Source organism: Streptomyces sp. NPDC057010, from assembly GCF_042673805.1.
In the GTDB taxonomy this organism is placed as follows: Bacteria; Actinomycetota; Actinomycetes; order Streptomycetales; family Streptomycetaceae; genus Streptomyces.
On the sequence record NZ_JBHUSC010000001.1, the window covers coordinates 59,984 to 73,383 of the forward strand.

Annotated in this window: 15 protein-coding genes; 12 read left to right on the top strand and 3 right to left on the bottom strand. The window is 74.8% G+C overall.

Annotated features, from left to right (window positions below; all coding sequences use genetic code 11):
• From hypB to ACFTXQ_RS00365, 12 genes are all read left to right on the top strand, one after another.
• Positions 1 to 816, top strand: coding sequence for a hydrogenase nickel incorporation protein HypB (gene hypB, locus ACFTXQ_RS00310; RefSeq protein ID WP_382634128.1), 816 nt, complete (start codon positions 1 to 3; stop codon positions 814 to 816).
• Positions 816 to 3,227: a carbamoyltransferase HypF gene (gene hypF, locus ACFTXQ_RS00315; protein ID WP_382634131.1), complete on the top strand. Its 2,412-nt coding sequence runs from the start codon at positions 816 to 818 to the stop codon at positions 3,225 to 3,227. The genes hypB and hypF overlap by 1 nt, the downstream gene beginning before the upstream one ends.
• The gene (locus ACFTXQ_RS00320; protein ID WP_382634133.1) at positions 3,196 to 3,528 is read left to right on the top strand and encodes a HypC/HybG/HupF family hydrogenase formation chaperone; all 333 of its coding nucleotides are present in this window, start codon (positions 3,196 to 3,198) and stop codon (positions 3,526 to 3,528) included. The genes hypF and ACFTXQ_RS00320 overlap by 32 nt, the downstream gene beginning before the upstream one ends.
• Positions 3,525 to 4,658, top strand: coding sequence for a hydrogenase formation protein HypD (hypD, locus tag ACFTXQ_RS00325; RefSeq protein ID WP_382634136.1), 1,134 nt, complete (start codon positions 3,525 to 3,527; stop codon positions 4,656 to 4,658). The genes ACFTXQ_RS00320 and hypD overlap by 4 nt, the downstream gene beginning before the upstream one ends.
• The gene (gene hypE, locus ACFTXQ_RS00330; protein WP_382634138.1) at positions 4,651 to 5,730 is read left to right on the top strand and encodes a hydrogenase expression/formation protein HypE; all 1,080 of its coding nucleotides are present in this window, start codon (positions 4,651 to 4,653) and stop codon (positions 5,728 to 5,730) included. The genes hypD and hypE overlap by 8 nt, the downstream gene beginning before the upstream one ends.
• Positions 5,731 to 5,806: 76 nt before the next feature.
• A complete protein-coding gene (locus ACFTXQ_RS00335; protein WP_382634140.1) occupies positions 5,807 to 6,286 on the top strand; it encodes a hypothetical protein in 480 nt (159 codons plus the stop codon).
• On the top strand, positions 6,283 to 6,567 hold the full coding sequence (locus tag ACFTXQ_RS00340) for a monovalent cation/H+ antiporter complex subunit F (protein WP_382634141.1): 285 nt from the start codon (positions 6,283 to 6,285) through the stop codon (positions 6,565 to 6,567). The genes ACFTXQ_RS00335 and ACFTXQ_RS00340 overlap by 4 nt, the downstream gene beginning before the upstream one ends.
• A gap of 1 nt (position 6,568) precedes the next feature.
• Positions 6,569 to 6,892: a monovalent cation/H(+) antiporter subunit G gene (locus tag ACFTXQ_RS00345; RefSeq protein ID WP_382634144.1), complete on the top strand. Its 324-nt coding sequence runs from the start codon at positions 6,569 to 6,571 to the stop codon at positions 6,890 to 6,892.
• Positions 6,885 to 7,172 (top strand): Na(+)/H(+) antiporter subunit B, encoded by a 288-nt coding sequence (locus tag ACFTXQ_RS00350; RefSeq protein ID WP_382634147.1) that lies wholly within the window; start codon positions 6,885 to 6,887, stop codon positions 7,170 to 7,172. The genes ACFTXQ_RS00345 and ACFTXQ_RS00350 overlap by 8 nt, the downstream gene beginning before the upstream one ends.
• Positions 7,169 to 7,951 (top strand): MnhB domain-containing protein, encoded by a 783-nt coding sequence (locus ACFTXQ_RS00355; RefSeq protein ID WP_382634149.1) that lies wholly within the window; start codon positions 7,169 to 7,171, stop codon positions 7,949 to 7,951. The genes ACFTXQ_RS00350 and ACFTXQ_RS00355 overlap by 4 nt, the downstream gene beginning before the upstream one ends.
• Positions 7,951 to 8,298, top strand: a complete 348-nt coding sequence (locus tag ACFTXQ_RS00360; protein WP_382634152.1) for a sodium:proton antiporter — start codon at positions 7,951 to 7,953, stop codon at positions 8,296 to 8,298. The genes ACFTXQ_RS00355 and ACFTXQ_RS00360 overlap by 1 nt, the downstream gene beginning before the upstream one ends.
• A gap of 4 nt (positions 8,299 to 8,302) precedes the next feature.
• Positions 8,303 to 10,117 (top strand): complex I subunit 5 family protein, encoded by a 1,815-nt coding sequence (locus ACFTXQ_RS00365; protein WP_382634153.1) that lies wholly within the window; start codon positions 8,303 to 8,305, stop codon positions 10,115 to 10,117.
• A 21-nt stretch (positions 10,118 to 10,138) separates the two neighbouring features.
• Here the strand turns inward: ACFTXQ_RS00365 and ACFTXQ_RS00370 are convergent, their stop codons facing one another.
• The 3 genes from ACFTXQ_RS00370 to ACFTXQ_RS00380 all read right to left on the bottom strand — a co-directional run bounded on the left by ACFTXQ_RS00370 (position 10,139) and on the right by ACFTXQ_RS00380 (position 13,399).
• Positions 10,139 to 10,513: a hypothetical protein gene (locus ACFTXQ_RS00370; RefSeq protein WP_382634156.1), complete on the bottom strand. Its 375-nt coding sequence runs from the start codon at positions 10,511 to 10,513 to the stop codon at positions 10,139 to 10,141.
• 59 nt (positions 10,514 to 10,572) lie between these two features.
• Positions 10,573 to 10,806, bottom strand: a complete 234-nt coding sequence (locus ACFTXQ_RS00375) for a hypothetical protein (protein ID WP_382634159.1) — start codon at positions 10,804 to 10,806, stop codon at positions 10,573 to 10,575.
• A 163-nt stretch (positions 10,807 to 10,969) separates the two neighbouring features.
• On the bottom strand, positions 10,970 to 13,399 hold the full coding sequence (locus tag ACFTXQ_RS00380; protein ID WP_382634161.1) for a protein kinase: 2,430 nt from the start codon (positions 13,397 to 13,399) through the stop codon (positions 10,970 to 10,972).
• Between the last annotated feature and the right edge of the window lies 1 nt (position 13,400).

Genomic DNA, 13,400 nt, shown 5'->3' on the forward strand with positions numbered 1-13,400 from the left:
ATGTGCCGAGTGGTCGACCTGCAGCAGGCGGTGCTCGCCAAGAACGAGCACGCGGCACAGGTGCTGCGCACCGAACTCACCGCCCGCGGAACGACCGTTGTCAACCTGCTCTCCAGTCCCGGCAGCGGGAAGACGGCACTTCTGGAGCGCGAGCTGCTGCTCGCCCGGCAGCGGGGAGTGGCCGTCGCCGCGCTGACCGCGGACCTGGCCACCGAGAACGACGCCGTGCGGCTGGCGCGTTCGGGCGCCCCGGTCAAGCAGGTGCTCACCGACGGGCTGTGCCACCTGGAGGCCGGGATGCTGGGACGGCACCTGGACGGCTGGCTGCCCGCCGACACCCGGTTGCTGTTCGTGGAGAACGTCGGCAACCTCGTCTGCCCGGCCTCCTACGACCTGGGGGAGTCCCTGCGCGTCGTACTGGCCTCGGTGACGGAGGGCGAGGACAAGCCGCTGAAGTACCCGACGGCGTTCGGGCTGGCCCACCTGGTCGTGGTGACCAAGACGGACATCGCCCGGGCCGTGGAGTTCGACGAGGCCGCCTTCCGCGCGCACGTGCAGCAGGTCAATCCCGGGGTGGAGGTGGTGCTGACCTCGGCCCGTGCGGGCGAGGGGGCGGGGGCACTGCTGGACCGGGCGCTGGCGGTCGGCGACGGTGGTGCGGTGCACGCGCCGGTCATGGCCCAGCAGCCCCACGCTCACCACCGGCATCACCACGAGCACGACGGGCACGACGCGCACCACGAGCACCACGGGCACGACGCGCACCACGAGCACCACGAGCACGATGGCCGCGCCGCCGTGGCACAGGGCCGCTGATGGAGGCCGTCCAGCGGCGCCGGATCCTCGTCCGCGGCGTGGTGCAGGGCGTCGGCTTCCGCCCGTACGTCTACACCCGCGCGACGGGACTCGGCCTCGCCGGGCACGTCACCAACACCCCCGAGGGCGTCGTCGCCGAGGTCGAGGGGGCGCCCGCGGCCGTGTCCGCCTTCTGCGAGCGCCTCGCGGCGGACGCCCCGCCGCTGGCCGTCGTGGACACCGTCGACCACTGCGAACTCCCGGTCGCCGGCGGGGCCGGCTTCACCATCGTCGCCTCCCGCTCCGGCGGACCCGCCCGCACGCTCGTCTCCCCGGACGTGGCCACCTGCGCCGACTGCCTCGCCGAGCTGGCCGACCCGGCCGACCGGCGCCACCGGCACCCCTTCATCACCTGCACCCACTGCGGGCCCCGCTTCACCATCGTCACCGGGCTGCCCTACGACCGGGCGCACACCACGATGGCCCGCTTCCCGATGTGCCCCGACTGCGCCCGGGAGTACGCCGATCCGGCCGACCGGCGCTTCCACGCCCAGCCGGTGGCGTGCCCGGACTGCGGGCCCCGGCTGCGGCTCCTCGCCGGGGCGCCGCCGTACGAGCCGGCGGTCGGGGCCGCGGGCGCCGACCCGGTGGCGGAGGCCCGCCGGCTCCTGGCCGAGGGGGCGATCCTCGCGGTCAAGGGCCTCGGCGGCTACCACCTGGCCTGTGACGCCACCCGGCCGGCCGCCGTGGCCGAGCTGCGGCGCCGCAAGGCCCGGGGGGACAAGCCGTTCGCCCTGATGGCCCGCGACCTCACCGACGTCGAGTCCCTCGTCCACCTCGACGCGGCCGAACGGGCCCTGCTCACCGGGCCGGCCCGGCCCATCGTGCTGCTGCGCCGCCGTCCGGCGGCGGGGACCGGCGCGGCCCTTGACGGGGTCGCCCCGCGCTGCCCCGACCTCGGGGTGATGCTCCCGTACACGCCCGTGCACCACCTGCTGCTCGGACTCCCCGGCGACCCGCCGGGCCCGCGGCTGCTCGTGATGACCAGCGGCAACCTGTCGGGCGAACCCATCGTCACCGACGACGCCGAGGCCCTGGAGCGCCTCGGCGGGCTCGCCGACGCCTGGCTCACCCACGACCGGCCCATCCACGTGCCGTGCGACGACACCGTGGTGCGCGTCTGCGACGGCGAACCGCTGACCGTGCGCCGCTCGCGGGGCCACGCCCCGATGCCGCTGACCCTGCCGCTGCCCGTGCCGGCGACGCTCGCCGCCGGGGGAGACCTCAAGAACGCCTTCTGCCTCGGCGAGGGCCGCAAGGCCTGGCTCTCCGCTCACATCGGCGACATGGACGACCTGGCCACCCAGGAGGTCTTCGAACGCGCCGAGCGGCAGCTGGAGTCGATCACCGGCGTGACGCCGGCGCTGCTCGCCGTCGACCGGCACCCCGGCTACCGCTCCACGCAGTGGGCCGGGCGGCGGGCGGGATCCCGGCCGCTGGTCCGCGTCCAGCACCACCACGCGCACATCGCCTCGGCCATGGCCGAACACGGACTGGACGGCAGCCGCCGGGTGATCGGCATCGCCTTCGACGGCACCGGGTACGGCGACGACGGCGCGGTGTGGGGCGGCGAGACCCTGCTCGCCGACTACACCGGCCACACCCGCTTCGCGCACCTCGCCTACGTGCCCCTCCCCGGCGGTGACGCCGCCGTGCGGCGCCCCTACCGCATGGCGCTGGCGCACCTGTGGGCGGCGGGCATCGACTGGACCCCGGACCTGCCGCCCGTGGCGGCCTGCCCGCCCGACGAACTGCGCGTGCTGCGACGGCAGTTGGAGCGGGACCTGAACTGCGCGCCCACCTCCAGCATGGGGCGCCTCTTCGACGCCGTCTCCTCGCTGGCCGGCGTCTGCCACCACGCCGGATACGAGGCGCAGGCCGCCGTCGAACTGGAGGCGGCCGCCCTCGCCGGGGCCCCGGATCCCTCCTACCGCTTCACCCTGCGCCACCCGGCGCCCGGCACGGCGGACCCCGTCACGGCCGACCCGGGCCCGCTGCTGACCGCCGTGGTGGCCGACGTGCGCGCGGGTGTCGCGCCACCGCTGGTCGCCGCCCGGTTCCACGCCGCGGTGGCCGCGCTCGTCGGCGCGCTCTGCGTCTCGGCGCGCGAACGGCACGGCCTCGACACCGTGGCACTGACCGGCGGGGTGTTCGCCAACACGCTGCTCTCGTCGGCCTGTTCGCGGCTGCTGCGGGAGCACGGCTTCACCGTACTGCGCCACCACCGGGTCCCCCCGAACGACGGGGGACTGGCGCTCGGCCAGCTCATGGTGGCGGCGGCCGTGGCAGCCACCGCGACCGGGAGACCTGCCACGGAACACCCACAGCGAGGAGAGGCCCATGTGTCTGGCGGTACCCGGCAGAGTGATTGACATCGGAGAGCAGGACGGCACCCGCATGGCCACCGTCGACTTCGGCGGTGTGGTCAAGGAGGTGTGCCTGGAGTACCTGCCGGACCTCCAGGTCGGGGAGTACGCCATCGTCCACGTCGGGTTCGCCCTGCAACGCCTGGACGAGGAGTCGGCCATGCGGACCCTCGAACTGTTCGCCCAGCTCGGCATGCTCCAGGAGGAGTTCGGCGACCCCTGGGAACTCGCCACCGAGGCCGGCGGCGAGCCCTGGCCCTTCACCGACGACCCGGAAGACGTCCCGCAGGAGGCGGCGCAGCAGTGAAGTACATCGACGAGTTCCAGGACCCGGCCCTCGCCCGCCGGCTGCTCGACGACATCCACGCCACCGTGACCCGGCCGTGGGCGCTGATGGAGGTGTGCGGGGGCCAGACCCACACCATCATCCGGCACGGCATCGACCAACTGCTGCCCGAACAGGTGGAGTTGATCCACGGGCCGGGCTGCCCGGTGTGCGTGACCCCGCTGGAGGTCATCGACAAGGCCCTGGAGATCGCCTCCCGCCCCGGGGTCGTCTTCTGCTCGTTCGGCGACATGCTCCGCGTACCCGGGACCGGCCGCGACCTCTTCCAGGTGCGCAGCGAGGGCGGCGACGTACGGGTCGTGTACTCCCCGCTCGACGCCCTGCGGATCGCGCGGCGGAACCCAGAGCGGGAGGTGGTGTTCTTCGGCATCGGCTTCGAAACCACCGCGCCGCCCAACGCCATGACGGTGTATCAGGCGAAGAAGCTCGGCATCCCGAACTTCAGCCTGCTCGTCTCCCACGTCCGGGTCCCCCCGGCGATCGAGGCGATCATGAACTCCCCGAGCTGCCGGGTGCAGGCCTTCCTGGCCGCCGGGCACGTGTGCAGCGTGATGGGCACGGCCGAGTACCCCGAACTGGCCGCCCGCCACCGCGTTCCGATCGTGGTGACCGGCTTCGAACCGCTCGACATCCTCGAGGGCGTACGCCGGGCCGTGCACCAGCTGGAGCGCGGCGAGCACACCGTCGACAACGCCTACGCACGCGCCGTCCGGTCCGAGGGGAACCCGGCCGCCCTCGCCATGCTGGAGGACGTCTTCGAGGTCACCGACCGCGCCTGGCGCGGGATCGGGGTCATCCCGGACAGCGGGTGGCGGCTCTCCGACCGGTACCGGGAGTTCGACGCCGAGCACCGCTTCTCCGTGTCCGGCATCACCACGCGGGAGCCCGCCGAGTGCCGCAGCGGCGAGGTGCTCCAGGGCCTGCTCAAACCGCACCAGTGCGAGGCCTTCGGCACCACCTGCACCCCGCGCAACCCGCTCGGCGCCACCATGGTCTCCAGCGAGGGCGCCTGCGCCGCGTACTACCTCTACCGGCGACTGGAGATCCCCACCGCCAAGACCGCACCGCTGGAGGCGACCCCCGTTGTCTGAGACCGCACTGGACCGCGCGTCCGCCCCGGACCTCACGGGCTGGACCTGCCCCGCCCCGCTGCGCGACCGGCCCCGCGTGGTGATGGGCCACGGCGGCGGCGGCGTGCTGTCCGCCGAACTCGTCCGCCACGTCTTCGCCCCCGCGTTCGGCGGGGAGGTGCTCGCCCAGCTCGGCGACTCGGCCGCGCTCACCCTCGGCGGGGCCCGGCTGGCCTTCTCCACCGACTCGTACGTGGTGCGGCCGCTGTTCTTCCCCGGCGGCAGCATCGGGGACCTCGCGGTCAACGGCACCGTCAACGACCTGGCCATGAGCGGAGCCCGGGCCGCCTACCTGTCCTGCGGATTCATCCTGGAGGAGGGCGTCGAGATCTCGGTGGTGGCCAGGACCGCCGAGGCGATCGGCGCGGCCGCCCGCGCCGCCGGCGTCGAGGTGGCGACCGGCGACACCAAGGTCGTGGAAGCCGGCCACGGCGACGGCATCTACGTCAACACCGCCGGCATCGGGCTGATCCCCGACGGAGTGGACCTGCGCCCGCAGCGCGTCGTCCCCGGCGACGTCGTCATCGTCAGCGGCGAGATCGGACTGCACGGCGTCGCGATCATGAGCGTCCGCGAGGGCCTCGGTTTCGGGGTGGAGATCGAGAGCGACTGCGCGCCGCTCGGCGGGCTGGTGCAGGCGATGCTCGCGGTCACCCCGGACCTGCACGTCCTGCGCGACCCCACCCGCGGGGGCCTGGCCGCCGCCCTGAACGAGATCGCGGCCGCCTCCGGCACCGGCGTCGCGGTCCACGAGGGCCGGGTACCGGTGCCCGACGCCGTCGCCAACGCCTGCGCGATCCTCGGCCTCGACCCCTTCTACGTGGCCAACGAGGGCAAGCTGGTGGCGTTCGTACCCCGCGAACACGCCGAAGCCGTACTCGACGCGATGCACGCCCACCCGCTGGGCCGGCGCGCCGCCGTGATCGGCGAGGCGGTCGAGGCCCACCCCGGCATGGTCGTGGCCCGCACAGGCCTGGGCGGCACGCGGGTGGTCGACCTGCCGCTCGGGGAGCAGCTGCCGAGGATCTGCTGACGGCAGGGGTGGAAACGGCAGGGGTGGAATCCGTGTCCGCGGGCCCGGGGCGGCCCGAGTGAGGGGAGGCGTCCGGGTGCGTGGCGCGGTGGTCGAGTTCCTCGTGTGGTGGGCGGCCCTCACGGGCATCGCCCTGGTGTCGATCAGCGCCGTCGACCCCGTCGAACTGCTCGTGGCCGGCGCCGCGGCGGCCGGCGCGGCCGCGGTGGCCGTCCGGATGCGGCGCGCTGCCGGGGTGCGGGTGCGCGGGGCGTCCGGAGCGCTGCGCACCTGCGCGGCCCTGCCCTTCGCCGCCGTCGCCGGCCTCGGCACCCTCGTACGGGTGATGGCCCGGCCGGCGGGGCGCGAGGGCCGGATCCGGCGCGTCCGGCTGCGCGGAGGAGCCGATCCGGGATGGGCGGGAGCGGCCCTCGGGTGGTCCGCCGACACCTGCGTCGTCGACCTGTCCGAACCGCGCGATCCGCCCGGCGGGCCCGCGGAGGCCGTCGTGCACACCTTCAGGGACTCTCCGGGCGGGCCGGAGCGAGCGGTGGCCCGCCCGGAGGACACGCGGTGAGCGCCGTACCCGCCGGCACGTGGTCGGCCGCCGCGCTGGTCCTGCTCGGCGGCGCCTGGCCCGCATGCCTGTGGGCGGCCGCCCGGGGCAGCGCGGTGCGCCGGCTCGCCGGACTGTGCCTGGCCGGCACGGTGACCGGCGCGGTCCTCCTGCTGCTGCCCATGGCCTTCGACCGCTCCTCGTACCAGGACCTCGCCCTCGTGTTCGCCGTGCTCTCCCCGGCCGGGGTGCTGGTCTTCACCCGCTTCGCCGGCGCCCGCCCGCCCTCCGGGGAGGGCTGAGATGGCCCTCGCACCCGTCCTCTCCACGGTGCTGCTGTGGGCCGGCGTCGGCTGCGTCCTCATCAGCGCGGCGGCCCTCGCCCTGCTGCGCCCCGGCCTGGAACGCCTGCACGCGCTGGCCCCCGCCAACGGGCTCGGCGTACCGCTGATCGCCTGTGCCGTGGCCCTGGAGCAGGGGCCCGGCCGGGCAGCCGTGAAGACGCTCCTCGTCGGGCTGCTCCTCGCCGTCGGCGGGACCGTCACCACCATTGCCGTCACCAAGGCCACGGCGGAGGAGCGGGAGCCGCCGCGCGCGCGGCGGGAGGAGCGGGCCCCGCATGGATGACGCGCTGATCGCCCTCGCCCTGCTGCTCGTCGTCGTGGCGGCCACCCTGGCCGCGCTGTGCCGCGAGCCCGTACGGCAGGCCGTGGCACTCGCCGTTCTCGGCCTCGCGCTAACCCTGCTCTTCCTCGTGCTCCAGGCCCCCGACGTGGCACTGTCGCAGCTGGCGGTCGGGACGGCGCTCACCCCGCTGCTGATCCTGCTGACCGCGCGCAAGGTCCGCCGTGAGCCCGGAGACGGCGGCCGTCCGGCAGACCGTACCGCTCGGCGGGACCGGCGGTGAGGGACCGCACCCGGGGGCTGCTCCTCGGCTCCGCAGGCGCCGTGCTCGCCGCCTTCTTCGCCGCAGCCTGCCTGGACCTGCCCGCCTTCGGCACCGACAGCCACCCCTACGGCGACCGCGCCGTGGAAGCCGCGCTGGCCCACCACACGGCCAACGTCGTCTCCTCGGTCAACTTCGACCTCCGCGCCCTCGACACCCTCGGCGAGGAGTCGATCCTCTTCGTCACCGTCCTCGGCTCCACCCTGCTCCTGCGGCTGGCGCGCGACGAGCGCAAGACCCCGCCCCGCGCCGAGCGGGCCCTGCCCACCACCCGGCTGTTCGGTGCCGTCCTGCTGCCCGTCGCCCTGGCCGTCGGCGTGTACGTGGTGGCGCACGGACAGCTCACCCCCGGCGGCGGCTTCCAGGGCGGCGTGGTCCTGGCCACCGCCCTGCACCTGGCCTATCTCGCCGCCGACTACCAGGTCCTGGAACGGGTGCGGCCGCTCGCCGCGCTCGACGTCACGGACGCGCTCGCGGCGATGTCCTTCGCCGCGCTCGGACTGGCCGGCCTCGCGGCCGGCGGCGCCTACCTGGAGAACGTCCTGCCGCTGGGAGCGTTCAACGAGATCACCTCGGGAGGGCTCGTCCCGCTCTTCAACCTCGCCGTCGGCATCGAGGTCGGCTCCGGGCTGATCGTGCTGCTCGCCCACTTCCTCGACCAGGCCGTGGAGATCACCGAGCCGGGCGGCCGGCAATCGGCCGACCGGCCCGCCCCCGACCGACAGGAGAAGGCCGACTGATGGGCGCCCTGCCGTTCCTGGCCGCCGGATGGGTCCTGCTCATCGCGCTGTACGGCCTGGTCACCAGCCGCAACCTCATCCACGCCGTCGGCTGTCTCGCCGTCGCCCAGTCCTCCACGTACCTGATGCTGCTGGGCGTCGGATACCGGCGCGGGGCCACCGCCCCCGTCTACGGAGACCTCGCGCCCGGCAGCCGCCCGGTCGTGGACCCCGTCGTGCAGGCCCTGACCCTGACGGACATCGTGGTGGGGGCCACCGTGACCGCCCTGCTGCTCGCCCTCACCATCCAACTGCGCAAGCGCCACGGCACCGTCGACCCGCAGGCGCTCACCGCGCTCCGGGGCTGACGGCATGGCAGTCCGGGCCCTCCTGCCCCTGGCCGTGGCGATCCCGCTGATCGGAGCCGCCCTGCTCGCCGTGGCCGGCAGGTGGCTGCCGCGCCTCGGCTGCGACCTGCTCGCCACCGCGACCGCCGGAGCCGGCGCCGGCTGCCTCGTGCTGGTGTGGCCGCACACCGCCGACCGCGCGAGCGTCCGGCTGGGCGGACAACCCGCGCGGATCGGCATCGTCCTGACGGCGGACCCGCTCGGCACCGGACTGGCGCTGCTCGCCTCGGTGCTGGTCCTCGCCGTGATCGTCTATTCGTGGCGGTACTTCGACGAACCGTCCGGGGACCGGGCCGGGGTGTTCCCCGCGCTGATCCTGCTCTTCGAGGCGGGCATGGTCGGCTTCGCCCTCACCTCCGACCTGTTCAACGCCTTCGTCTTCTTCGAGCTGATGAGCGTGGCCGCGTATGCGCTGACCGGCTACCGCATCGAGGACCCGAGGCCGCTGCAGGGCGCCCTCACCTTCGGGATCGTCACCTCCTTCGCCGCGTACGGCTGCCTCCTGGGCATCGCGCTGCTGTACGCCCGTACGGGCGAGCTCAATCTCGCCCGGCTCGGGGAGCGGCTCGCCGGGGAGCAGGCGGACGCCCTGACGGTGGTCGCCTTCGTCCTCGTGATCACCGCCTTCCTGGTGAAGGCCGCGGCGGCGCCCTTCCACTTCTGGCTGCCCGACGCGCATGCCGTCGCCCCGACCCCGGTGTGCATGCTCATGTCCGGGGTGATGGTCGAGCTGGGGGTGTACGGGACCGCCCGCGTGTACTGGGCCGTGTTCGCCGGGCCCGGCGGGATCCCGCAGCCCGCCTTCCGGACCACCCTCGTCACGGTCGGCGTGGTGACCGCCCTGCTGGGCGCGCTCATGTGCTGGCCGCAGCGTCACCTGAAGCGGATGCTGGCCTTCTCCACCGTCAGCCACGTCGGGCTGTTCCTCGTCGGCGTGGCCCTGCTCAGCCCGGCCGGCACCGGCGCCACGGCCGTGTACGTGGCCGGGCACGGCTGTGCGAAGGCGGCGCTGTTCGGCCTGACCGGGGTCCTGCTCGACCAGTACGGCTCCGTGGACGAGCGCGGACTCCACGGCCGGGCGCGCGAGCACCGGGTCGTCGGCGCGCTCTTCGTCCTGGGCGCCCTGGTGCTGGCCGGTCTGCCGCCCTTCGGAGCCGGCCTGGGCAAGGCGCTCGGCGAGGAGGCGGCGGGTCCCCTGCTGGCCCCGGTGTTCCTGCTGACCTCCGCGGTGACGGGCGCCACCCTGCTCCGGGCCGCGGCCCGTATCTTCCGGGGCGCGGGGCAGCCGCCGCCCCCGAGCCCGCGGGACGCCGAGACCACGGGCGAGGCCGAGGAGCCGGAGGTCCGGGCTCCGCGCCGGTCGCCGAGCCCGCCGATGGTGGCCGTCCCGGCCGTGCTGCTGGTGCTGGGCCTGCTCGTCGGCACGGTTCCGGCCGTGGCCGAGAGCCTGGGGCACGGCGCGGAGCTGTTCACCGACCGGGCCGGGTACGCAGCCGCCGCGGGCGGCCTCCACCCGGCGGCCCGCCCCGCCGGGGGCGGGGCGGCCGTGGCCATGGAGTGGACCGGGTGGGGCGTGGGACTGGGCCTGGCCTCCACGGCCATGGCGTGCCTGCTGGCGGGGGCCGCGGTGGGCGGCCTGGGCGGCGCGGCGCTCCGCAGGGGCACGGCCGCCGTGCTGCTGCCGCTGCGCCGCCTGCACTCGGGACTGCTCGGTGACTACCTGGCCTGGCTGACGGTGGGCGTTGCCGCCCTGCTGGTCGCCGTCGCCGTACAGATGTGACGCCGGCCCGGGGGACGTCCCCTAGAGCCGCTCCTCCATCCGGATCGCGGACTCCAGGTCCTCGTGGGCCTCGCCCTGCTTGCCCTCCTGCTGCTCCAGGAGGGCCGCTGCGATGGCGTCGAGCTTGCGCTGGATGGCGTGCTCGGCGCGTCGCTCGGCGTTCTTCAGCAAGGCCAGCAGCAGCAGGGACACCGCGCCGATCGAGTCGCCGACGAGGTGCTGCCACTCGTTGGGCAGGCCCAGGACGTGGACGACCACGAAAGCGGCCACCAGCGCCACGCAGAAGAGGGAGAAGGTGGCGGAGCTCGTGAAATTGGAGGCCAGCTCGGCGAGCTTCCCGAAGCGGCCGGCCTGCCCCCGGTCCCCGCTCTTCGCGGCCGGGTGTCGGAAGACCATGCCGGGCGCCTACCCGGGGCGGGCCGCCCCACACCCGCCGCCGCGGATCCGCCCGGTCGCTATGCGGGCTCCGGGTGGGCGCCTCGTTCGGCCGACATCTGCAGGGCGGTTCCGAAGGCGGTCATGCAGGGGTCGCAGTAGCGTTCGGTTGCCGCTGTCGGCGCGGTCCCGGCCGCGAAGGCATCCGGTGCGATGAGGCCTCCGCAAAGGGTGCCGGCCATCGGGGCCTTGGCAACGACGTGCCAGATCAGTTCGCATCGGTCGGCTGTGGACTCGGCGCGCATCTCGTACATGGGCGTGCCTTTCTGCGAGTGAGCGGGCGGGGGGCGGGCCCCCAGTCCATGAGAGGGCCGCCCGTCCCATGCGGCCAGTCGGGGTAGGCCATCGGAGGGAAATCCGCCCCCGGAGGGTTTGACGCCCACAGGGCCTGCCACGGCGGTGCGTCCTCCCCGGGGTTCAGGTGGCCGTGCCCGTCGCGCTGATCGCCACCAGCCCCTTCGTGCCCATGCCGTACACCCGCCCGCCGCCCGCCCAGAACGGGATCTGGCTGTACGTCACGGTCGCGTTCAGCTCGTACGTCCAGCGGGCCTTGCCGTCCTGGGCGTTCAGCGCCCACATCCGGCCGCCCGCTGCCAGGTAGGCGGTGTCGTCGGCGCTCTGGAGGCCGAGCCCGCCGATGTTGATCCCGCCCTCGAGCGAGCCCGCCCAGCGCACGTCACCGGTGGCCGCGTCGAAGGCGTAGACCATGATCGAGAGTGCTTTGAGGCCGGTTCCGCGTCCGGCGGCGTAGACGGTCTTTCCGTCGGGGGCGGCCACCACCGTCTTGAAGGGGACCTTGGGGGACTGCCAGGCGACCTGCCCGTTGGCGGGGTCGATGGCGTAGAGGCCGTCGGTGACGTGGAGGAAGAAGCCGCCGGCCGAGGAGTGCGGGCCGTCGGTCCAGGGGCCGGCGGCGCCCTGGGCGAGGGTCTCCAGCATGCCTCCGCCCGCGCCGGGCGCGGGCTGCTCCCAGGTGCTCTTGCCCTGGCCGCCGACCGGGATCCCCGCGATCTTGGCGGCGCTGCCGTCGGTGTTGGCGCTCACCCACATGAGCTGGCTACCGGATGACGGCAGGAACAGTTTGCCCCGGCTGTACTGCGTGTCCGGGTCCGTCATGTTCACGGCCCAGGTGACCTTCCGCTGGGCCGGGTCCACGGCGCAGACGAACGGTCCGCTGCGGGACTGGTACCTGTCCTTGGGATCCGCGGAGGGGTTGAAGCTGACCACGCTCGTCTGGCCGGAGACGTAGACCTGCCCGTCCAGGATGCCCAGCACCGACACGCCGACCGCCGTCTGCTGCGGCAGGGGGACGGTCCACGCCTCGGCGCCGGTGTCGAGGCGGACGGCCCGCAGGATCTTGGTGGTCGTGCTCGTGCCGGCGGGTGCGACGGTGAAGATCAGGCCGCCGCCGATGGCCGCGATGTTGCCGATGAGGTTCCCGTACACCGCTTCGCCGGGCTTGGGCAGCGGCCCCCAGACCGGGGCGCCCGTCCGGCCGACGGCCCAGATGTTCTTGGAGCTGAGCGCGAGGACCGTCTCGCCCTCTCCCGCGATCTGTACGAGGGGTTCGGCGACCGGAGCCGTCCAGAGCGGGCTCGCGGCGACCTCGGTGCCGAGCGGGCGCTCCGGGTCGGTCAGGGCGTGGGTGGAGGACTTGGCGGTGGAGGGCTTCCCGGAGCCGTCGCGCGTGAGCCACAGCCCCAGCCCGGTGCCGCCGCCGGCCAGCACCACGGTCCCGGCCGCGGCCCCGAGCAGCAGGCGGCGACGGCTGGGACCGGTGGGCGGGGGCACCGGGACGGGCTGGTCTGCGGGCCGGTCCGCGGGCCGGTCCGCGGGCCAGGCTCCGGGCTGCGGAGCCGACGGGACCGGGGCCGCCGGTGCGAGCGCCGCCGGCGGGGGAGCGGACGCGGTCACCGCGGGTGCCATCACCGCCGGCGGGGGAGCGGACGCGGTCACCGCGGGTGCCATCACCGCCGCCGCCTCCTCGATCGCGGTGATCAGGGCGGGCGGCAGCCACGCCCCCGCGGCGCGCGGGGCCGCCACCCGTTCGACGAACTCGACGACCTGGCGCGGGGTGGGCCGGTCGGCGGGGTCCTTCGACAGGCAGGCGGAGACCAGGAGCCGCAGCGCCTCCGGCACGGCCGACAGGTCCGGCTCCGCCCTTACCACCCGCTTGAGGACGTCCACGGGCCGCCCGCCGTCGAACACCGCCGAGCCGCGCGCGGCGAACGCGAGGGTCGCCCCCAGCGAGAACACGTCGCTCGCCGGGCCCACCGGGGCGCCCGTGGCCTGCTCCGGCGACATGTACGAGGGCGTGCCCAGGATCATCCCCGTCGCCGTCAGGGCCGTCCCGTCGGTGGCCCGCGCGATCCCGAAGTCGATGACGTGCGGGCCGTCCAGGGCGAGCAGGACGTTGCCCGGCTTGAGGTCCCGGTGGGTCAGCCCGGCCGCGTGGATGGACTCCAGGGCCTCGGCGATCCCGGCCGCGACCGCGCCCAGCGCCGACTCGGGCAGCGGGCCGCCGATCGCCACCGCCCGGCCCAGGGAGACGCCCGGCACGAACGCCGTCGCCATCCAGGGCACCGGACCGTCGGGGTCCGCATCGACGACCGGGGCGGTGAAGGCACCGGAGACGGCGCGCGCGGCCGTCACCTCGGCGCGGAACCGGGCCCGGAAACCCGCGTCGGCGGCCAGCTCCGGGCGTACGAGCTTCACGGCGACCGTGCGGCCGCCGGCCGAACGCCCGAGGTACACCGCGCCCATGCCTCCGGCGCCCAGCCGCCCCAGCAGCTCGTACGGGCCGATCCGCAGCGGGTCGGAGGGGTCGAGCGGTTCCAACGACTGCATC

Coding starts and splice junctions, on each gene's coding strand:
- hypF (WP_382634131.1), top strand. CDS start 816: ATGGAGGCCGTCCAGCGGCGCCGGATCCTCGTCCGCGGCGTGGTGCAG.
- ACFTXQ_RS00380 (WP_382634161.1), bottom strand. CDS start 13,399: ATGCAGTCGTTGGAACCGCTCGACCCCTCCGACCCGCTGCGGATCGGC.
- ACFTXQ_RS00345 (WP_382634144.1), top strand. CDS start 6,569: ATGGCCCTCGCACCCGTCCTCTCCACGGTGCTGCTGTGGGCCGGCGTC.
- hypB (WP_382634128.1), top strand. CDS start 1: ATGTGCCGAGTGGTCGACCTGCAGCAGGCGGTGCTCGCCAAGAACGAG.
- ACFTXQ_RS00350 (WP_382634147.1), top strand. CDS start 6,885: ATGGATGACGCGCTGATCGCCCTCGCCCTGCTGCTCGTCGTCGTGGCG.
- ACFTXQ_RS00320 (WP_382634133.1), top strand. CDS start 3,196: ATGTGTCTGGCGGTACCCGGCAGAGTGATTGACATCGGAGAGCAGGAC.
- ACFTXQ_RS00375 (WP_382634159.1), bottom strand. CDS start 10,806: ATGTACGAGATGCGCGCCGAGTCCACAGCCGACCGATGCGAACTGATC.
- ACFTXQ_RS00370 (WP_382634156.1), bottom strand. CDS start 10,513: ATGGTCTTCCGACACCCGGCCGCGAAGAGCGGGGACCGGGGGCAGGCC.
- ACFTXQ_RS00365 (WP_382634153.1), top strand. CDS start 8,303: ATGGCAGTCCGGGCCCTCCTGCCCCTGGCCGTGGCGATCCCGCTGATC.
- ACFTXQ_RS00360 (WP_382634152.1), top strand. CDS start 7,951: ATGGGCGCCCTGCCGTTCCTGGCCGCCGGATGGGTCCTGCTCATCGCG.